At 72.2% G+C, this 19,709-nt stretch carries 20 protein-coding genes; 13 read left to right on the top strand and 7 right to left on the bottom strand.

Features of this window, described 5'->3' with window-relative positions:
- The first annotated feature begins 236 nt into the window (after window positions 1-236).
- The 5 genes from GA0070609_RS07375 (at window position 237) to GA0070609_RS07395 (ending at window position 4,798) form a co-directional block, all read left to right on the top strand.
- Complete coding sequence (locus tag GA0070609_RS07375; protein WP_088993115.1) at window positions 237-1,793, top strand: non-reducing end alpha-L-arabinofuranosidase family hydrolase; 1,557 nt, start codon at window positions 237-239, stop codon at window positions 1,791-1,793.
- Window positions 1,794-2,320: 527 nt separating this feature from the next.
- The gene (locus GA0070609_RS07380; protein WP_172899301.1) at window positions 2,321-3,310 is read left to right on the top strand and encodes a LacI family DNA-binding transcriptional regulator; all 990 of its coding nucleotides are present in this window, start codon (window positions 2,321-2,323) and stop codon (window positions 3,308-3,310) included.
- A 164-nt stretch (window positions 3,311-3,474) separates the two neighbouring features.
- On the top strand, window positions 3,475-3,954 hold the full coding sequence (locus tag GA0070609_RS07385; RefSeq protein ID WP_088993116.1) for a MarR family winged helix-turn-helix transcriptional regulator: 480 nt from the start codon (window positions 3,475-3,477) through the stop codon (window positions 3,952-3,954).
- Between the two features lie 81 nt (window positions 3,955-4,035).
- Window positions 4,036-4,356, top strand: a complete 321-nt coding sequence (locus tag GA0070609_RS07390) for a DMT family transporter (RefSeq protein ID WP_088993117.1) — start codon at window positions 4,036-4,038, stop codon at window positions 4,354-4,356.
- A 37-nt stretch (window positions 4,357-4,393) separates the two neighbouring features.
- The gene (locus GA0070609_RS07395; protein ID WP_088993118.1) at window positions 4,394-4,798 is read left to right on the top strand and encodes a DMT family transporter; all 405 of its coding nucleotides are present in this window, start codon (window positions 4,394-4,396) and stop codon (window positions 4,796-4,798) included.
- A gap of 181 nt (window positions 4,799-4,979) precedes the next feature.
- Here GA0070609_RS07395 and GA0070609_RS07400 read toward each other — a convergent pair whose 3' ends face one another.
- A complete protein-coding gene (locus GA0070609_RS07400; protein WP_172899302.1) occupies window positions 4,980-5,783 on the bottom strand; it encodes an aminotransferase class IV family protein in 804 nt (267 codons plus the stop codon).
- A 64-nt stretch (window positions 5,784-5,847) separates the two neighbouring features.
- Here GA0070609_RS07400 and GA0070609_RS07405 point away from each other — a divergent pair, with 64 nt between their 5' ends.
- Entirely contained in the window at window positions 5,848-6,219 is a 372-nt protein-coding gene (locus GA0070609_RS07405; protein ID WP_088993119.1) for a MerR family transcriptional regulator, read from the top strand.
- A gap of 116 nt (window positions 6,220-6,335) precedes the next feature.
- The gene (locus GA0070609_RS07410) at window positions 6,336-6,695 is read left to right on the top strand and encodes a VOC family protein (protein ID WP_088993120.1); all 360 of its coding nucleotides are present in this window, start codon (window positions 6,336-6,338) and stop codon (window positions 6,693-6,695) included.
- 22 nt (window positions 6,696-6,717) lie between these two features.
- Here GA0070609_RS07410 and GA0070609_RS07415 read toward each other — a convergent pair whose 3' ends face one another.
- Window positions 6,718-7,362, bottom strand: a complete 645-nt coding sequence (locus GA0070609_RS07415) for a DNA alkylation repair protein (RefSeq protein ID WP_197700321.1) — start codon at window positions 7,360-7,362, stop codon at window positions 6,718-6,720.
- 70 nt (window positions 7,363-7,432) lie between these two features.
- Between GA0070609_RS07415 and GA0070609_RS34145 the strand changes: the two genes are divergently transcribed.
- Window positions 7,433-8,251: a hypothetical protein gene (locus tag GA0070609_RS34145; protein WP_231928568.1), complete on the top strand. Its 819-nt coding sequence runs from the start codon at window positions 7,433-7,435 to the stop codon at window positions 8,249-8,251.
- A 14-nt stretch (window positions 8,252-8,265) separates the two neighbouring features.
- Window positions 8,266-9,171, top strand: a complete 906-nt coding sequence (locus GA0070609_RS34150; RefSeq protein WP_231928569.1) for a nucleotidyl transferase AbiEii/AbiGii toxin family protein — start codon at window positions 8,266-8,268, stop codon at window positions 9,169-9,171.
- A gap of 50 nt (window positions 9,172-9,221) precedes the next feature.
- Here the strand turns inward: GA0070609_RS34150 and GA0070609_RS07425 are convergent, their stop codons facing one another.
- A complete protein-coding gene (locus tag GA0070609_RS07425; RefSeq protein ID WP_157748074.1) occupies window positions 9,222-9,977 on the bottom strand; it encodes a HEAT repeat domain-containing protein in 756 nt (251 codons plus the stop codon).
- Window positions 9,978-9,997: 20 nt separating this feature from the next.
- Entirely contained in the window at window positions 9,998-10,486 is a 489-nt protein-coding gene (locus GA0070609_RS07430) for a nitroreductase/quinone reductase family protein (RefSeq protein ID WP_088993123.1), read from the bottom strand.
- 264 nt (window positions 10,487-10,750) lie between these two features.
- Here GA0070609_RS07430 and GA0070609_RS07435 point away from each other — a divergent pair, with 264 nt between their 5' ends.
- The 4 genes from GA0070609_RS07435 to GA0070609_RS07450 all read left to right on the top strand — a co-directional run bounded on the left by GA0070609_RS07435 (window position 10,751) and on the right by GA0070609_RS07450 (window position 18,015).
- A complete protein-coding gene (locus GA0070609_RS07435) occupies window positions 10,751-13,540 on the top strand; it encodes a DEAD/DEAH box helicase (RefSeq protein ID WP_088993124.1) in 2,790 nt (929 codons plus the stop codon).
- 9 nt (window positions 13,541-13,549) lie between these two features.
- Window positions 13,550-14,842, top strand: coding sequence for an SWIM zinc finger family protein (locus tag GA0070609_RS07440; protein ID WP_088993125.1), 1,293 nt, complete (start codon window positions 13,550-13,552; stop codon window positions 14,840-14,842).
- Between the two features lie 80 nt (window positions 14,843-14,922).
- Window positions 14,923-17,661 (top strand): ATP-binding protein, encoded by a 2,739-nt coding sequence (locus GA0070609_RS07445; RefSeq protein WP_088993126.1) that lies wholly within the window; start codon window positions 14,923-14,925, stop codon window positions 17,659-17,661.
- 12 nt (window positions 17,662-17,673) lie between these two features.
- Window positions 17,674-18,015: an anti-sigma factor gene (locus tag GA0070609_RS07450; protein WP_088993127.1), complete on the top strand. Its 342-nt coding sequence runs from the start codon at window positions 17,674-17,676 to the stop codon at window positions 18,013-18,015.
- On the opposite strand, the gene GA0070609_RS07455 is transcribed toward GA0070609_RS07450, so the two are convergent.
- From GA0070609_RS07455 to GA0070609_RS07465, 3 genes are all read right to left on the bottom strand, one after another.
- On the bottom strand, window positions 17,997-18,362 hold the full coding sequence (locus GA0070609_RS07455) for a DUF1330 domain-containing protein (RefSeq protein WP_088993128.1): 366 nt from the start codon (window positions 18,360-18,362) through the stop codon (window positions 17,997-17,999). The two genes, GA0070609_RS07450 and GA0070609_RS07455, sit on opposite strands and share 19 nt — an antisense overlap.
- 65 nt (window positions 18,363-18,427) lie before the next feature.
- Complete coding sequence (locus GA0070609_RS07460; protein ID WP_088993129.1) at window positions 18,428-18,796, bottom strand: nuclear transport factor 2 family protein; 369 nt, start codon at window positions 18,794-18,796, stop codon at window positions 18,428-18,430.
- A gap of 191 nt (window positions 18,797-18,987) precedes the next feature.
- Window positions 18,988-19,656 carry a DUF4097 family beta strand repeat-containing protein gene (locus GA0070609_RS07465; protein ID WP_088993130.1) on the bottom strand — a complete coding sequence of 223 codons (669 nt, stop codon included), beginning with the start codon at window positions 19,654-19,656 and terminating at the stop codon, window positions 18,988-18,990.
- Between the last annotated feature and the right edge of the window lie 53 nt (window positions 19,657-19,709).

Genomic DNA, 19,709 nt, shown 5'->3' on the forward strand with positions numbered 1-19,709 from the left:
GACCGTCTTGACTATCCTGGTGTTATCGTTCACAGTCGATGTGCGGACGGTCGTCCATCTCGGCTAGCCGGGCCTGAGATGGCCCCCTGCGGATCGCGGGGATCGAGCGCCTCATTGGGCAGAGGCAGCCTTGTTAGCGATCACAGAGCGAGTGCGTGACAGGCCCGGGTGATCCGGGTGTCCCCGGGATGACGGCCAACGGATTCGTTTCCAGTTCCTGATCTCGAAGGAGAATCATGGTTGCCATCGGTGGGCCCAGCCGGGCCGTGCCACCTCGCCGTACATGGTCATCCCGGCTCGCCGCCGTCACCGCGGCGGTGGTGGTGGGCGGCCTGCTCGTTGCGGTGGCACCGTCGCCGGCGTCGGCGGCGACGGTGGACACCAACGCGTGGTACGTGTTGGTGAACCGCAACAGCGGCAAGGCGTTGGATGTGTACAACCTGGCCACGAACGACGGAGCGCGGATCACGCAGTGGTCGCGCAACGACGGGAACTGGCAGCAGTGGCAGTTCGTGGATTCCGGTGGTGGCTACTACCGGTTGAAGTCGCGGCACTCCGGCAAGGTGCTGGACGTGTACAACTTCTCCACGGCCAACGGTGCCAGCATCGTGCAGTGGTCGGATCACAACGGCACCAACCAGCAGTTCCGGTTGGCGGACTCGGCCGGTGGTCAGGTGCGGTTGATCAACCGGAACTCGAACAAGGCGCTGGAGGTGCAGGGCGCCTCGACCGCCGACGGGGCGAACGTCGTGCAGTACGACGACTGGGGCGGGACCAACCAGCAGTGGCAACTCGTACGCGTCGGAGACTCCGGCAACCCCGGTGCCGGCCTGCCGTCGTCGATCCGGTGGAGCTCCAGCGGGGTCCTCGCCGGTCCGAAGCCGGATGCGGCCCACCCGGACGTCCGGGCGATCAAGGACTACACGGTGGTGCGCCACAACAACGCGTGGCAGGTGTACGCGACCACGGCGAGCCCTTCGCAGGGTTGGAACCTGGTGCACTTCTCGTTCCCGGACTGGCCGCAGGCGAACGCCGCGACGCACACCTACCTCGACACCGCCACCCCGATCGGGCGCGGCTACCGGGCGGCGCCGCACATCTTCTACTTCGCCCCGCACAATCTGTGGTACATGGTCTACCAGACCGGGCTGCCGACGTACTCGACCAGCACCGATCCGAGCAACCCGCGATCCTGGACGACGCCCCGCAACTTCATGAGCAGCGAGCCGGCGATCGTCACCCAGAACAAGGGCAACGGGGCCTGGCTCGACTTCTGGATGATCTGCGACACCGCCAACTGCTACCTGTTCTCCAGCGACGACAACGGCAACATCTACCGGTCGCAGACGACGCTGGCGAACTTCCCGAACGGGTTCGGCAACACCCAGTTCGCGCTGCGCGACTCGAACGCCTTCAACCTGTTCGAGGGCACCGCGGTGTACAAGGTGGCGGGCAGCAACCAGTACCTGCTACTCCAGGAGGCGATCGGTTCCAACGGACGCCGCTGGTACCGGTCGTTCACGTCCGGCAGCCTCAACGGCTCCTGGACGCCACACCTGGCCACCGAGTCCAACCCGTTCGCGCACCGCAACAATGTCACGTTCTCCGGGGCCGCGTGGACGCAGGACTTCAGCCACGGTGAGCTGATCCGGTCCGGCAACGACCAGACCGTGCCGGTCGACCCCTGCCGGCTGCAGTTCCTCTACCAGGGGCAGGACCCGAGCGCCGGCGGCGAGTACATCTCGCTGCCTTGGCGGATGGGTCTGCTGACCCAGACCAACTCGACCTGCTGAGGACACCGGCGCCCCCGCCTCTCCGGGCGGGGGCGCCGGCTCCGCGTGACGGCCCGACCGATCTGGTCGGGCGGTCGGTGGCCCCGCCCGACGATCATGATCGTGCGCGGCGGTCCGGGCGGCACCGCGTGGCCGTGGACGGTCGTCCCGGCTCGGTGCCGCCGGTGGTCGGTGAACGACGGGCGACGCCCACGGACCGCCGCCTGGCGCTCTCCTCGGCATTTTTCCGCAACTTCGGAAAGCGCCGTAAAATCGACCTCCATGCGTCGCCGGCGGCGCGACGAAAAATGGTGTCCGTCAATTATTCGGCCCCCCGGAAACGGCACACTTCCGGTGGGTTCGGCCGCGCCGGGCCCGGCGGGACCGCTGGCGTAGACTGTCGGCGATCAATTATCGGCCGCTCGGAAGAACCGCCGTGGCGGCTGCGTGAGCGATTCGCGCCACCCGGCCGGTTTCGGCCGATGCCGGCCCTGGGGCGGTCGCCGCAGGCACGTGGGGAGAGTGAGGTGGCCGTGCGCGGTCCTGCGATGACGGACGTGGCGCGCCTCGCCGGCGTCTCCCACCAGACGGTGTCCCGGGTTCTCAACGGCCACCCGAACGTGCGCGAGCAGACCCGGCTGCGGGTCCAGGCGGCGATCGCCGAACTCGGCTACCGGCCGAACCGCGCCGCCCGCGCGCTGGTCACCGGCCGATCCCAGGTGATCGGCGTGGTGGCACAGAACACCACCCTCTACGGCCCGGCCTCGCTGCTGGCCGCCCTCGAACAGGCCGCTGCCGAGGTCGGCTTCGCGGTCAGCGTCGGCAGCGTGCGCGACCTCGATCATCGGTCGATCTCGGCCGCGGTCGAGCGGCACCTGGCGCACCGGGTCGCCGGCATCGTGGTGATCGCCCCCGTCGAGTCGGCCGGGGAGGCCCTCGAACGGCTGCCCCACGACGTGCCCCTGGTGACCGTCGACGGCGATCCTCGACGGCCGGTTCCCCTGGTGACGGTCGATCAGGTCGCCGGTGCCCGAGCCGCCACGCAGCACCTCCTCGACGCCGGGCACCGGACGGTCTGGCACGTGTCCGGGCCGTCGGACTGGTTCGACAGCGCCGGGCGGATCGAAGGATGGCAGGCGGCCTTGCAGATGGCCGGCGCCGAGGTGCCGCCCCTGGTGCCGGCGGACTGGTCCGCGGCGGCCGGGTACCGGTGCGGGCAGATGCTGGCCCGGATGCCGGAGGTCACCGCGGTCTTCACCGCCAACGATCACCTGGCTCTCGGTGTGCTGCGGGCCCTGCACGAGCACGGCCGGCGGGTGCCGGACGACATCAGCGTGGTCGGCTTCGACGACGTACCCGAGGCGGCCTACTTCATCCCGCCGCTGACGACGGTGCGGCCCGATTTCGCCGCGGTCGGTCGGGCGAGCCTGGAGCTGCTGCTGGCCCAGCTCGAGTCGGACGCCGTCGGCCCGCTGAGGCGGACCATCGCACCGACCCTCATTCCGCGCAGCAGCGTCGGCGCCCCGCCGCGTCGCTGAGCCCACGAGCCCTGACGCGGGTGATCAATCGCCGGCCGCCGGGCGGTGCCGGACGTCCGGCGTGGACATCGCGGTCTGGGCGGTCCTGAGGATTCGGTCGGCACCGACCGGCCGATCTGGACGGTGGGTGTTGTCATGCCACGACACGGTGCTAAGGTAGCTGCATGCACATGCAGTTATCGACACCCGGAGTCGCCGCTGCGGGTGTCGTGAGTCCGGCCTGGTCGCAGGTCGCGGCCTTCGCCTCCGCTGTCGATGCGAGTCTGGGCAGGTGGCTCACGGACGCCTACCGGGTCGGCCTGACGGAGTACCGCGCGCTGGTGTACCTCAGTCAGGCCGCCGACAAGGAGCTGCGGGTCAACGACCTTGCCCAACGGGTCGGCCTGAACCAGAGCTCCGTCACCCGGCTGGTGAGCCGGCTGGAGGCGAAGGGGCTGACGCGCCGCGACGTCTGCCTGGACGACGGGCGCGGGGTGTACGCGGTCATCACCGAGCAGGGTGAGGCTCTGCTCAAGCAGGTGCGGGGTCCCTACGAGCAGCGGGTGCGGGAACTTCTCGGCAACGTCGGAGTGCACTTCCCGCAGTTGGATGCGCGGCAGCTGGGCCAAGCCCTGGGTGACATCGGTCGCCTGCTCGCTCCCTAGTGGGTCGGTTGGGTGTTGTCGCAGCCCGGTCAGGTGCCGAAATATGCATGTACATGCAGCAGATACGACGAAAGGATCATCGTGAGCTGGCTCCATCTGGGAATCGCCGTCATCTTCGAGGTCGCGGTCGGCCTCTTCGCCAGCAAGGCGCAGGGCTTCACGCGCCTGTGGTGGACCATCGCCACCCTGGCCAGCGGCGCGATTGCGACCTTCTTCCTCAGCCTCGCGCTGTTGACCTTCGACGTCGGCGTCGGCTACGCGATCTGGACCAGCGTGGCCGGCGTCGGAATCGTGGTCGTCGGCGCGCTCTTCCTCGCTCAGCGCCTCAACTGGAAGAAGGCGCTCGGCATCCTCATCGTCATCGGCGGCGTGGTCGGGCTGCAGCTCAGCGGCGCCGCGTGACCCGCGTCCCATCCACACCACACGAAGGACTGATTCGATGACCGTGACGACGACCATGAACGACTCGAAGAAGGCCGGCCCCTGGCTCGTGCTTCTCCTCGCCGGCACATTCGAGGTCGGCTACGCGCTCAGTGTCGGCGGGAGCCAGGGGTTCACCGTCCTCGGCTGGTCGATCTCCGCTGTCGTCTTCTTCCTCCTGACGTTGTTCTGCCTCAGCGTGGCACTCAAGAGCATCGACGTCGGGATCGGCTACGCCGTCTGGGCGGGCATCGGCGCCGTCGGGGCCGCGCTGTTGGGCCCGGTGTTCTTCGCCGAGTCGCTCACCCCGGTTCGCGCGGTCTGGCTGGCCGTGATCATCGGCGGGGTCGTCTGGCTGAAGCTCGCCGACAGCCCGGCGCTCGACGTACGACAGGCCGCGACCCCGTCCGACGCCATGCAGTGAGCGCTGGTCGAAGCGGAGGGTTGGTCGTCATGGCCGTAGGGTCCGTGCCGGATTCGGTCAGAGTCGTTCGTCGACGGTGGTGACCCGTCGGCGGTGACTGCGGTGGGAGGGCCCCCTTCCAGGCTCCCGCCTGGAAGGGGGCCCTCCCGTGTTCAGCCAGGAGTCGGGGCCAGGTCGGCCGTCACGGCGAGGTCGGCGGTTCGGCCTGGTACGCCCGGTGCAGCAGCGCCAGGAAGGACGGTGCTTCCGGCAGCGGCACCGAGCCGATCCGATGAACCGCCACACCCGGCGTCCACGAGTTCATGACCACGGCCCCGGCCAGCGCCGGCAGGTCGGCAAGGGTGACCTCCTGGACGCGCTGGGGGACACCGAGGCGATCCAACTGCCGGCGGACGATGCCCATCGTGGTCCCGCCCAGCATCTCGGCCGCGGGCCACACCACCGCGGCGCCGTCCCAGAAGGCCAGGTTCCAGATCGACCCTTCGCTGAGTCGACCCCGGCGGTCAACGAAAGCGACGTCGTCGAAGCCCTGTCCAACGGCCTGACGGAGGAAATACGTCTTCCCCACCTCGCCGACATGCTTCACGGCCGGCAGGACCCGTTCGTACTCGACCGTCGCCAGCGTCAGCGGGCCCGGCGGCCCGGACGCGGCCGGCCCGGTGCGGACCAGCACTTCCGGCTCCGCATCAGGCCGGGCCGCGGTGAACTCGCCCGCCGGCGAGTACACCGTGGCGAGCAGCGAGAGGTCATCAGGACCGGCCTTCAGCGCCGTCCGCAGGTAGGAGCGGACCCGATCATCAGGCAGAGCCTGACCGAACATCTCCATCGAGGCGAGCCGTAGCCGGTCCAGATGAAGGTCGAGGCCCCGGACCCGGCCTCCGCGTACCTGCATGGCGGTGAAGTGGGCATAGCCCGCGAAGGCGAGCGGCGTCAACTCCTCGGCGGTCGCCGCACGGCCGTTACGTTGAACAACGAAGGAGGTCATATCGCAAACGTAGGATCTGACACCGATGTGAGGTTCAAGCGCGGATGAGGGAGGTCACACGGGAATGAAGATCGGGGAACTGGCTCGCGAGACCGGCGTCAGCCCACGCCTCCTGCGCTACTACGAGGAGCAGGGACTGCTCACCTCGTACCGCGTCGGAGGTGGGCACCGGCGGTACACCGATGACGCCCCGGTCGTGGTCGGCCACATCAGGGCGTTGCTCGCCGCTGGCCTGCCCACCAGCGTCATCCGCGAGGTGCTGCCCTGCGTAGAGGGTCCGGGCCCAGAACTGGAGCACTGCGCGGCGCCTACCCTGCGGGAACAGCTCCGTGGCCTCGACGACAAGATCTCGACGCTCCAGAACGCCCGGTCCGCACTCGCCGCGCTCCTCACCACCACCGCCCGCGCGGCCGACGCGCGGTCAACCGCCCGATGACGCGACGATCACGGGCTGCCGGGACGTGATCCACCACGTGGACTCCTCGGCACCGATGAGTTTCGGAGGGCTGACTGGTCTGCCTCCGTGACAGCCGACCGTTCAGGAGAGTTCCGATGACCTCGATCCAACCCGTCGTCAGCACGCCCGACCTGCCCCGCCTGCGCAGCTTCTACGAGAAGGTGCTCGGCGCGATACAGACCCTGCGCGTACCCGAGGAGGGCCCGGAGTTCTACGTCGAGCTGCGGATCGGCGACACCGCGCTCGGCCTCGTGCAGAAGGATGACACCCAGATCGGCGCACCGGTCCGGATCATCCTCAGCGCGGACGTCCCGGACGTCGACGCGCTGCTGCCCGAGGTCGAGTCGGCCGGCGGCGCCGTGCCCGGCCAGCCCAACGACATGCCGTGGGGCCAGCGGGTCGCGCACGTGCTCGACCCCGACGGCAACATGCTCAACCTGACCAAGTGGCTGTAGCCGGCAGGTGAGCCGACCCCGGCTACCTGGCGGGCTGCCGGCGCACCATCTCGGTGATCCAGACGGGCGCGAACGGAGACGTGCAGCCCGGGGACGTCGGGTAGTCCTTGAGCACCTCCAGGCGCTCGCCGATGTCGATCGCGCGGGCGCGGTGCTCGGCGTGCTCGATACCGATCTGGGCCAGGCAGTGGTTCATCGCCCATTGCAGGCGATCGGGGGCGTCTCGCATCTCCGCCTCGATGACGTCGAGCAGACCTGCGAGGTCGAGGCCCTCGGGCTTCTTCGCCACGCGTTCGGTGGTCAACGCCCAGCCGGCGCTCGCGACCACCGGATCCGGATCGGCGAACCAGGCCAGGCGCAGCTCCTCGGCGTGCGGGTTCTTCTTCACCACGTAGTTCACGAGCCAGTCGTGCACCTTGGGTGTGCGCGCCTCGCGCACCATGACGTCCAACTCGTCACGCGCGAACGCCTTCGGCCGGCAGATCAGGATCGCCAGCAGTCGCGCCGCGGTGTCACCGGTCGCCCAGAGCTGCCGCGCGAGTTCCTGCTGCGTCTTGAGCCGCTTCGCGAGGGCACGCAACCTGCCGAGGTTCACACCGTGATCGTCACCGTGCTTCTCGTTGACTTCGCGTGCCTTCGGGTCCTCGAGCGCGGCCAGCTCGGCCATCACCTCGGCCACCGTCGTCCCGTCCAGCGTCGTCCCGGCCACCTCAGCCTCCTGGTTTATCAGGCGCAGGATGCAGCCTACGACGCAGGTCGACCTTATGTCGTCCACGCCGGGCCGGCGCCGGGCGCTGGCCGTCGAGGCTCCCGCACAACTGCGGCCAGGTCACCACGCGCACGGTGGGAATCCAGGTCGCGGCCGTGCCGGGCGGGATCGTACGGTGGGCGGCGTGTCCGAGGACGGCTTCCCGAACGATGTCAGTGGCGACTTCGAGGTCCACATCACCGTGCACGAGTGGAACGCCGGCGAGCTGGCAGGCTTCGCCGCGGAGCACGGGTTGAAGTACACCCACGTGGTCTTGGACCAGGGCGAGAAGCCGTCACAGCCCATGCTGACCCTGACGGGATCCGGCCCGCTGCACCGGCAGCGCGATGTCGCCGACCAGTGGACCGCTCGGTTGCGGGCCGCCGGTCTCGGCGTCGCGCGGGTCAAGATCGAGGCCGCGCCGTGGTGCGACGGTGTGCCGGTGACCGACGGGGACGCCGCGGCCCAGCCGGCCGGACGGTATTTCGAGCACCACGTCAAGCTGCTGTTGCCCGCCGGTGTCTCCGCGCTGGCGACGGCATCGACGGTGGCGGAGCGGCACGACGCCCGGCTGTCCCGCAACGCCCGGCGGGCGCGGGATGACGGGCGGCAGGAGCGGTTCGTCACCCAACGGTGCCACCGGGTGGGCCGCGCCACCGCGCGCGCTCGTCTCGATGACCTCGTCGCGGCTCTGCGGAGCACCGGCCTGGAGATCGTCGCCGTCGAGCAGGAGTACGTCGTCTTCGACGACCGTATCGAGCTCGACGCCGGCTGGCTCGCCCCGGCCGAGCCGGACCGATCGCACTGACCAGGGAGGAAACGATGCCCAAGGCACCTGCCGGTGCGGCCGGCTACCCGCCCACCTATCAGCCGTTGCCACCCCGGCCCAAGCTACGGCAGCGGGCCGTGTTCGATCCCGCGCTAAAGCAGTACACGAACGCCTACCGAGCGGGCGAGCCGATGTTCGCCGACCCCGGCACCGGCCAACGCTGGCGTGCTGCCCGCCGCGCCGCCATGTGCCACCTGATCAACGTCATCGCCGACACGCCCTGGGCGCAGCAACTGGTCCTGCGGGGCAGCGTCACGATGTCGGCGTGGTTCGGCGCGGCCGCGCGGGAGCCCGGCGATGTCGATTTCGTCGTGACGCCTTTCTCGCTGAGCATCCGCAGCGACGAGGCCACGGCGATGTTCGCCGGCATTCTGTCCGCGCTGCGGGCCCGGCCGGGCGCCGGCCTCAATCCTGAACTGGTGCAGACGTCCGACATCTGGACCTACGAACGGGCCGACGGACGGCGTCTGGTCATCCCGTTCACCACCGACGACGGGCTGACCGGATTCGTGCAGGCCGACTTCGTCTTCAACGAACACCTCGACCTGGAGCCCGTCCCGATCCGGTTGGACGGCGTGCACCGGCCCGTGCGGGCGGCCGGCCCGGCGCAGTCGCTGGCCTGGAAGGTGATGTGGCTCGCGACGGACATGTACCCCCAGGGCAAGGACCTCTACGACGCCACGCTGCTCGCCGAGCACACCACCGTGGACCTGCGACTCGTGCGGGACCTGCTCCGGCCGGAGCTCGGCCGCGAGGCCGACGACTTCACCGCCGCGTCGGTCCTCGACTGGACGGTCGACTGGGACAACTTCACCGCCGAGTACCCGGGCATCGCCGGCAACGCCGCCGTCTGGAGACGGCGACTGGCCCACGCTCTCGAGCGAGGGTTCACGCGGTGAGCGCTCCTCTTCTCAAGGTCGCCGCAGGGCTACGGGGTGGATGGTGCCGATCAGCTGTTGTCCGGGGCTGACGTCAGTGAAGAGGAGTGCGCCAACCGTTCGCGTAGTCGCCGTGCCTCGCGGCCCCGGTAGGCCCGCAGGACGCTCTCCAGGGTGTCGCGGACGTCCGGGTCGGGGTGATCGGCCAGGTATGCCAGCTCCTCGGCGCCGCCGCGTCGGCCCCGGCCCAACTCGCCGAGCACGTCGATGATGTCGTCGGCCGTGGTTGCCGCCCTCAGCCGCGCCATCAGCTCACTCTTCGGCCGCGGCGGCTCATCGTAGGGGAACCGGCGGCGCAACCTGCCCGCCTTGTACCCACCGCGGGGAAGGCAGGCCGGGCACGGGCAGGGCCGCCGGCCGTGGGCTGCCGGCAGGTATCGCCAACCGACGCCCTGCGGGACGTCCCGGATCCGTCGTACCTCTGCGGTGGTGATCGCGCGGGGCACGAACGCCTCGTAGCCGCGCGGATCGTCGAGCTCGCGTACGGCGGCGACGGCCTGCGCGGCGGTGGCCTGGCGCGGTGGAGCACCGTAGTGGCCGACGGTCACCGGCTCCTCGTCGGGCAGCCGTAGCTGAACCGCCACCAGCACGCCCGGGTGCCAGCGTCGCAGCTCACGCACCCACTGGTAGGTGAGGGTGAACGATGGCAGCACCGGCATGCAGTACACGCCCCGTCGACCGGTGGGCCCGTGGCTGCGCGCGGCGACTCCCGAGCGCTGGATGCGTCGCGCCGACTTCGCCCCGGTGACGTGCACGAACTCCGCCATCGCGGGGATGGTAGCCGCGGCTAACCGGCATGGTGCTCGGCGCCGGGCCGCGGCTCCAGGACCACCACGGCGGTCTCCGACGACCGCAGCGCCGCGTGCGCGTCGAGGTTCGTCTCGATGTCGCGCCAGCGGGCCCACAGCCGCGACCGCTCGTCGCCTGTTGCGGCGCGCCCACGGACCAGCCGCTGGCCGTCCACCAGGTTGACGGTCGCGTCCGGATGCGCCTGCAGGTTGAGCCACCAGGCGGGCTCACCCTCACCCCAGCCGTTCATCGCCAGCGAGTACAGATTCGGCCCGTCCTCCAGGTACGCGATGATGACGCTGCGCCGCTGGCCGGTGCGGCGCCCGGTGGTGGTCAGCCGCAACGTGCCCCAACGGTCGGCACGGGGCCGCCAGAGCCCGACCCGGCTGCCGGAGATCCGGTACAGGCCCCGGTGCACCGACCAGGCCAGCCGGATGAACCAGCGCGGCGGGAGCTTCGGCTTCTCCGCCCGATTCTCGTCCGACATGACCACCTCCCAGGCCTACCAGCGATGCTACGAACAGGACGGCACGTGCAACATCGGGTGAACCGCCAGCGCTGAGCGGCCCCGCCGGCGCGGGAGCATGTGCCAGGGGCTCTCGACATCACCGGCCCGACTTTCCCGCTTCCGGCAGCCGTCGGGGTGCAGGCGCGTTGGCGGCGGCGAGCCGTATGGTGTACGGTACGCCGTACGGCAACGATGGAGACTGGTCGGGTGGGCTTTGGCGGTCGACCCACGTCGGGAGGTGCGGTGCGACCCGGACGGCTCGCGGTCGTCTTCGAGCCGGGGGAACCGCCCCGGACCGGCGCGGTCAGCTTCTACGATCCGGCCGGCGCAGGGTTGTCGGCGGAGTTCGACCGGTTGGGGGAGCACGGCGAGCTGCCCCTCGCCCTGCCCGGGTCGGGTCGCGTCGTGGCCCGGCCGGTTCCGGTGCGCACGGTCCCGGTCGGTGACGCGGTCCGGCAGCTCGTCGCGCTTCGGGACGCGGAGGAACTGACGCCGGCCGCCGCCTTCTGGTCGGCGGTGGCGGTGACCGGGCTGCACCTCGCCGCCCGGGGGCGGCTGCTACCCGGGGTCTCTCCGGACGGCTACGACGCCTGGCGGGTGGGCCCGTTCGACGTGGCGGACGTCGAGCGCGTCCGGGCCCTGGCGGCGGCGATGCCGACCGAGGCCCGTGCGGTGCCGCTCGATCCCACCGCGGAGCGGCCCAGGTTGCCCGACCCGGAGGGGCTGGTCCGGGCGTTCCTCGACGCCGTCGCCGATACCCTGCCGCGCACCCCGGCGGCGCCCTGGCTGACCGGCGACCCGCGTTTCACCAGTGAAAACCCGGTGCCGAGCGACGACCTGCGGGACTGGGCGCGGGAGGTCTCCGCGGGCGTGGACACCGGCCTACGGGTGGCGCTGCGGCTGGAACTCCGGGAGCACCGCGACACCGCCGCACTCACGGCCGTGGTGCGGATGCGCAGCCTTGCCGACCCCACCCTGGTCAGCGACGCCGCGGCGCTGTGGGAGGGCGACGAGCACGGCCTCGGCGAGCGGGCCACCTTCGAGGCGATGCTCGCCGTCCGGCGGGCCGCCGCGGTGTGGCCGCCGCTGGGACGGCTGCTCGACGACGCCGCGCCGGTCTCGCTGGACCTGTTCGACGAGGACCTCGTCGACCTGCTGGGCGGCGCCGAGGCACGGCTCGCCGCCGCCGGCATCGACCTCCAGTGGCCGCCACAGCTCTCCCGCGACCTGCACGCTCGGGTGCTGGTCAGCACCCCGCCCGAGCCGCCCGCCGAGGTGGCGACGCACCTGCGCGGCGCCCCGCCGATGCCGCTCAGCTGGCAGCTCACCCTGGCCGGCGCGCCGCTCACCGAGGCGGAGATGGACCTGGCCGCCAAGTCCGGGCCGATCGTCCGGCTGCGGGACCGGTGGGTCGCGGTCGGGCCGGAGCTGGCCCGCAAGGCCCGCGACCGGCAGCTGCCGCCGCTGGCGGCGTACGACGCGCTGGGCGCGACCCTGATCGGCAGCACCCTGGTCGAGGACGAGCGGGCCGAGGTGGTGGCCGACGGCTGGTTGGGCGCACTGCGCGAGCGGATCGCCGAGCCCGCCGGCGGGCCCGAGCCGCTGGAACCGCCGGCCGGCCTGCGCGGCACCCTGCGCGAGTACCAGCTGCGCGGGCTGCGGTGGTTGCAGCGGATGACCTCGCTCGGCTTCGGCGGCTGCCTCGCCGACGACATGGGCCTCGGCAAGACCGTCACGGTCATCGCGCTGCACCTGCGTCGCCAGGCCGACCCGGCGACCGTCGGGCCGACGCTCGTGGTCTGCCCCGCCTCGGTGCTCGGCAACTGGGAACGGGAGATCCACCGGTTCGCCCCGGGCGTGCCGGTCCACCGCTTCCACGGCGCCGCGCGCTCGCTGGACCCGGCTGCCGGCGGATTCGTGCTCACCAGCTACGGCACCGCGCGGCTCGACGCCCACGTGCTCGCCGGGCCGCGGTGGGGCCTGGTGGTCGCCGACGAGGCGCAGTACGTGAAGAACCGGCTGAGCGACACCGCGAAGGCGCTGCGGCGGATCCCCGCCCGCGCACGGCTCGCGCTCACCGGCACTCCCGTCGAGAACAACCTCGCGGAGCTGTGGGCCATCCTCGACTGGAGCACCCCCGGCCTGCTCGGCGACAGCGCCGCTTTCCGCGCCCGATGGGCCCGCCCGATCGAGGTGGACCGGGACGCCGCGACCGTGGACCGGCTGTTCCGGCTGGTGCGCCCGTTCCTCCTGCGGCGGCGCAAGGCCGACCCCGGCGTCGCCCCCGAACTGCCGCCGAAGACGGTCACCGACCACCTGGTCTCCCTCACCGGCGAGCAGGCCACCCTGTACCGGGCGGTGGTCGCCGACGTCATGGCCGAGATCCGGGCCAGCAGCACGGCCATCGCCCGCCGCGGCCTGGTGCTCAAGCTGCTGGTCGGCCTGAAGCAGGTGTGCAACCACCCCGCGCACTACCTGAAGCAGCCGCACGGCGCGCTCACCGGCCGGTCGGAGAAGCTGCAACTCGTCGACGACCTGCTGGAGACGATCCTCGCCGAGGACGGTGGCGCGCTGGTCTTCACCCAGTACGTCCAGATGGGCCGGCTGTTGCACCGGCACCTTACCGCGCGGGGCGTACCGGCGCAGCTGCTGCACGGCGGCACGCCGGTGCCGCAGCGGGAGGAGATGGTGCGCCGGTTCCAGGCCGGCGAGGTGCCGGTGTTCCTGCTCTCGCTCAAGGCGGCGGGCACCGGCCTGAACCTGACCCGCGCCGATCACGTGATCCACTACGACCGGTGGTGGAACCCGGCGGTGGAGGAGCAGGCCACCGACCGCGCGTACCGGATCGGGCAGACCAAGCCGGTGCAGGTGCACCGGCTGATCGCCCAGGGCACCCTGGAGGAACGCATCGCCGCCCTGCTCGAAGCCAAGCAGGGGCTGGCCGACGCGGTGCTCAGCGGCGGCGAGAGCCCCCTGACCGAACTCTCCGACGCCGAGCTGCTCAGGCTCGTACAGCTGCGCGACGAGCGATAGGAGCGGGACGTGGACGTCGACTTCGCGTACGACGACGAGCTGGACGACGACGCCGACGCGACCGGGGACGACCGGCGCGCCCGCACCTTCGCGGCGTTCGGGCCGGGCCGGCGGATCGGCAGGAAGTTCGCCGACACCTGGTGGGGCAACGCCTGGATCGAGGCGATGGAGCGCAGCGCGCTCGACTCCGAGCAACTCCGGAGCGGCCGCCGGTACGCCTTCGCCGGACAGGTGGGACCGATCACGGTGAGCCCCGGCCGGATCTCCGCCCCGGTCCACGACGGCGACCAGTACACGCCATACCTCACGGTGGTGCGCATCGGCACCCTCACCGACGGCGGATGGGACCGCCTACTGGACAGGGTCGCCGCGAAGGCGGGGCACATCGCCGCCCTGCTCGACCGGGACATGCCGCACGACCTGATCGACACCGCCGACGACGCCGCGGTCCGGCTGCTGCCCAGCTACGGCGACCTGGAACCGTCGTGCGACTGCCCGTCCTGGGACCATCCCTGCCGGCATGCCGCCGCGCTGTCCTATCAGGCGTCCTGGCTGCTCGACCGCGACCCCTTCGTGCTGCTGCTGATGCGCGGCCGGGCCGAGCCGGAGCTGATCGAGGAGCTGCGCCGGCGCAACGCCCGCCGTCCGGTCGACACCGCGGCCGAGGGCGGGCTCGCGGGCACGCCGGCCGACGAGGCGTACGCGGCCGTGCCGGCACCGCTGCCGGAACCGCCCGGGCCGGTGCCCGGCGAACCGATGGCGCTCGCCCCGCTGCTCGCCGCGCACCAGGCGGCCGGCGTCGACCCGGCGGCGCTGGGGATGCTGGCCGCCGGTGCCGCACTGCGGGCCCGAGACCTGTTGACCGCGTCGCGGGCGCGGGAGCTGCCCGCTGAGCCGGACCCCTGGCCGGACGCGGTGCGCCTGGCGAGCCGCCTGCCCCGCTCGCCGGCGGCGAAGCGGCTCGGCGAGGCCACCGGCCGGGCAGCAGAGCTGCCCCGCGCTATCAGGGCCTGGGAGTACGCCGGCGCGGCCGGCCTGGACGCGCTGGAGGTGGTGTTCAGGCCACCGAAGGAGGTGGCGACCCGGGCCACGGACGCGCTGCGCGCGGCGTGGGAGGGCGACCGCGCCGCACCCGAGGTGAAGACCTGGCGTAACCGCTGGACCGTGGGGCGTGACGGGCAGCTGCGCTACGGCCGCGACGGGCGCTGGTATCCGTTCCGGCGGCGTTCCACCGACTGGTGGCCGGCCGGTCCCCCCAGCTCCGACCCGGTCGAGGCCCTGCTGGAGCTGCGCCGGGATTGACGACGGCCGGCCGGACCGGTGGCGCTGTCCCGGCTCGCCCTCGTCCCGACCGGGGCAAGCGGCGATGCCAGGATGGGATCATGGGCGTGGAGGAGCTGCACGGGAGGAAGCCCGAACAGGACGCGATCGCCGACCTGTTGGCGGGCGCCCGGGCGGGCACCAGCTCGTCGCTGGTGCTGCGCGGCGAGCCCGGCATCGGCAAGACCGCCCTGCTCGACCACGCCGCCGCGGCGGCCGGGACCATGCGGCTGCTGCGCGCTACGGGGGTCGAGTTCGAGGCCGAGCTGCCGTACTCGGGGCTGCAGTTGCTGCTGCGCCCGACGCTCGGATCTCTCGCTGCGCTGCCCGGACCGCAGCGCACGGCACTGGAAGCGGTGTTCGGGCTCGGGCCCACGGCCCGCTCCGAGCCGATGCTGGTCGGGCTGGCGGTGCTCTCCCTGCTGACCGAGTACGCGGACGACACCGGGCTGCTGTGCCTCGTCGACGACGCGCAGTGGCTCGACCGGGCCTCCCGGGAGGCGCTGCTGTTCGCCGCCCGGCGCCTGCACGCCGAGGGCGTGGTCATGATCTTCGCCGCCCGCGACGGCGAGGGATCCTTCCCCGCCCCCGGCCTTGCCGAACTGCGCCTGTCCGGGCTGGCCCCGGAGGCGGCCGCGGCCCTGCTTGACCGGCACCCGCTCACCCCTGCCGTGCGCTACCGCCTGCTCGCCGAGGCCCGCGGCAACCCGCTGGCCCTGCTGGAGCTGCCGGTCGCCCTGGCCGCCGAAGGCGCCAGCGCGTTCTCGCCCGGAGCGCTACCGCTCACCGGTCGCCTGCAACTGGCCTTCCACGGCCAGGTCAGCCGCCTGCCCGAGACCTGCCAGAGCCTGCTCCTGGTGGCGGCGGCCGACGAGACCGGTGAGCTGGCCGTGATCCTGCGGGCCGCCGCCGCGCTGGGAGCGGCCATCGCGGACCTGGCCCCCGCCGAGCGGGCCGGCCTGGTGCTCCGCGGCGACGCCGACGGCACCACGATCCGCTTTCGCCATCCGCTGATCCGCGCCGCCGTCTACCAACGGGCGCCGCTCGCGCAACGCCTCGCCGTCCACCGCGCGCTCGCCGCCGCCCTCGACTCGCCCGAACACGCCGACCGCCGGGCCTGGCACCTGGCGGCCGCCACCACCGGCGCCGACGAGGAGGTTGCCGCCGCGCTGGAACGCACCGCCGCCCGGGCCCGTGACCGCAGCGGCCACGTGGCGGCCGCCGCGGCGTACGAGCGAGCGGCCCGGCTGAGCGCCGAGCCGGCCGCCCGGGCTCACCGGGAGGCCCTGGCGGCGGAGGCGGCCCTGGAGGCGGGAGACCTGGAGCGGGCCAGGGCCCTCGGGGTGCGCGCGGCCCGGCGGCTCGACGAGGCCCCGGTGGTGCGGGCGCGGATCGCCCAGGTGCAGGCGGTCGCGGACTTCTGGCAGGGCTCCTACTCCACCGCCCACCGGCTGCTGCTCGACGGCGCCGGGCTCATCGGCGACACCGAACCGGGCCAGGCCGCCCGGTTGCTGATCCAGGCCGTGCACACCTCCTGGTATCTGGGGGAACGGCAGCTCGCGGAGACCCTCGACCGGCTGGCCGCGCTGCCGCTGGACGACGCGGACCCCCTCGCGCCGGTCGGGCGCTACCTCGTCCACCTCGACCCGGGCCGCGCCGAGCGGCCGCCGCCGCTGGGCGACACCCTCGCGGCGGTGCGGCGCCGCGGCCCGGCCCCCGACCAGGTGCTCCTGATCCTCTGCGGAGCGGCGCTGGCGCTGGGCCAGGACTCCGACGCGTACGAACTGGCGACCGCGCTCGCCGCCGAGCACCGCGCCCGCGGCGGTGCCGGGCGGCTGCCGACTGTGCTGTTCTTCGCCGCCGAGGGCGAGGTGTTCGCCGGCCGGCACGGGGACGCGCTCGCCACCGCGACCGAGGCCCTGGGGCTCGCCCGCGACACCGGCCAGCAGCAGTGGGTCAGCCAGTTCAGCAGCGTGCTCGCCTACCTCGACGCGGCCACCGGGGAGGAGCCGGCCTGCCGGCGCAACGCCGAGGAGGCACTGGCGGGAGCCACCGCGGCGGCCATCTCTCCCGGGGCGCCGTGGGCGTACTGGTCGCTCGGGTTGCTGGAGCTCGGCCTCGGCCGCGCCGAGGCGGCGCTCGCCCGCTTCGAGCGCCTGAACCGGGAGCCGATGCGGCATCACATCTGCGCCACCCGTTCCGTTCCCGACCTGGTGGAGTCGGCCGTCCGGGTGGGGGAGCCGGAGCGGGCGGCCGAACCGCTGGCACGCTTCGCGCGGTGGGCCGGGGCGGTCCGGCAACCGTGGGCCGACGCGCTCGTGCTGCGCTGCCGTGGGCTGCTCGCCGCCGACGACGAGGCCGAGGCGTTCTACGCGGCGGCCCTCGACCGGCACGACCGGGACGGCCGCCCGCTGGAGTACGCCCGGACCGCGCTGCTGTATGGGGAGTGGCTGCGCCGGGCCCGGCGCAAGGCTGAGGCGCGCGGGCCGTTGCACGCCGCCGTGGAGGTCTTCGACCGGCTCGGCATGCGGCCGTGGACCGCCCGTACCCGTGCCGAGCTGACCGCGACCGGCGTCCAGGACCAGGGCCCCCCGCCCGGCGGCGGCGTGGCGGCCGGTCTGACCCCGCAGGAACTGCAGATTGCCCGGCTCGCCGCGCAGGGCCTGTCCAACCGCGACATCGCCGCGCAGTTGTTCCTCAGTCACCGGACGGTGGGCTACCACCTCTACAAGGCCTACCCCAAGCTCGGCGTCACCTCCCGCGGCGAACTCAAGGATTTCGCCGGGCAGCTCGGGTTGTGAGATCTTGTCCGGATGACCACCGCGGAACAGGTGCTGCCTGGGCAGATGATGGCCGTGGACGTCGACGAGGTCCCGCCGGTCGAGCTGGGTCCCGGCGTCCAGGTACGGGCGCTCCCGGGCCCGCCGGGGATCAGAACGTGGGTGATCGACCTCGCCCCGGGCGCCGAATGGCCGGACCTCGACGTGCACGAGACCTACGGCGAGGCGTACTTCGTCGTGCGCGGCGAGGTCATCGAGGGTGAGCGCACCCACGGCCCGGGCTCCTACGTCGCCTTCGGCCCAAAGACGAGCCACCGGCCCCGTACGCGGACCGGTGTGCGCGCCTTCGGCTTCAACTACGACGTCACCGGCTGACGTACGCCGGAGCCGTTCCGCAGTTCGGCGGCCATCGCGGCCGAGTCGTGGTCGGGCCCGACGCCCTCCACGATGATCACCTCGCCCGCCAGGTGGTCCGCCCGCAGCGGCAGGATCTCCTGGTAGGCCGCCGACTCGTACCAGTTCCGCGCGTTCTCCGCCGACGGGAACTGGAGTATCACGACGCTGCCGGGCCAGTTGCCCTCGCGCACGTCGACCGGTCCGCCGTGCACGACGAAGCGACCGGAGAACGGGTCCATCGTCGCCTGGATCCGCTCCATGTACTCCAGTACCTGCGGGTGGAGCTCCGCCGGGTCACGAAGATGCGCGATCACGTAGGCGGTCATGGTTTCCTCCTCTGTTGCGTCGACGACCGGGGGCGGACCGGCCTGGCGGTCCACCCCCGAGGTGTTCAGATCCCGGCCGGCACCTTGTCGAGGAAGCCCAGCACCTGGCGGATCCGCCCGTCGTCACCGATCACCGCGACGTCGAAGCCGACGACGATCGGCTCGGCGCCCTCGGGGCCCAGGTGCCAGGTGAACCGCGCGATGTCGTGGTGGGTGTCCACGGCGCCGCCGAGGCTGAAGACCAGCCCGCCGAACTGTGCCTGGACGGCCGCGATGGTCGCGTCGAGCCCGTCCCTGCCCCGCACCGACACCAGCGGGTCGGTGTAGACCGCGTCGTCGGCGAAGACCTCCTGGAGAACGGCCTGTCGCGCGGTGGCGTCGGTCTCGTTCCAGGCGGCGAGGTAGCGCTGGACCAGCTCCGTGATGTCGCTCATGTCGGTCTCCTCAGTGGTCGTGCTTCCTGGTGACCACCACGTTATGAGCCCCGAACCGACGGCGAATCTGACGCGCATAGGTACTTTCGCGCGCGCCTTCGGTACGCAGCGACTGGCGCCGTGTTCACCTCGTCGAGCCGTGTCGGTCGGACTACTCCGGGAAGCTCCGACTGGTTGGGTGCTCCTGCTCCTCAGCGGCTCCGGGCGACGATGTCGCCGTAGGCGGTGGTCGCGCGGATGTCGAGTTCGGCGCCGGCGCCTTCGGCGTTCATGAGCGCGTTGGTGATCCGGCCGTAGCTGGTGCCGGCGTCCAGGGAGGCGGAAACCCCGTGGGCGGCCTGGACCGACACGTCGCCGGCCTGGGTGCGCAGCACGAGCGTGCCGCGCACGGCCTCGGCGATCCGGATGTCGCCCTTTCCGGTGCTGATCTCGGCGGGGCCGTTGAGACGGCCGACCTCGACGTCACCGCCGGCGGTGGCGAGGCGGACGCTCGCGGCCTCGTCGACCTTGACCGCGCCGTGCGCGCCGTCGAAGGTGACGTCGCCGACGCGGCCGACGACCCGGAACTCGGCGCTGGCCGCCTTCGCCGCGACCTGCGAGCCGGCGGGCAGCTGGACCGTCACCTCGATGGATCCGGAGCTGCCGAGGATCTGGTTCTTCGCCGAGGCCTTGATCCGCAGGACGCCGTCGCCGTACTCGACCGTGGTGCGCTCCGCCACCTTCACGTCGCGGCCCTTCGCGGCGTCCGCGGGCCGGATCTCCACGGTGGTGTCGGTCCGGTCGGCGGCGATGACCTGGATACGCCCCGCGGGGATGTCGAAGACGGCGGAGATGGGGTTGGGGGTGTCGAAGGTCTGCATCGTGTTCTCCTTGTTGCTCGGCCTTTCTGATGTCGAAAACGCTACGTTGCATT

The organism is Micromonospora echinaurantiaca (genome assembly GCF_900090235.1).
Classification (GTDB): domain Bacteria; phylum Actinomycetota; class Actinomycetes; order Mycobacteriales; family Micromonosporaceae; genus Micromonospora; species Micromonospora echinaurantiaca.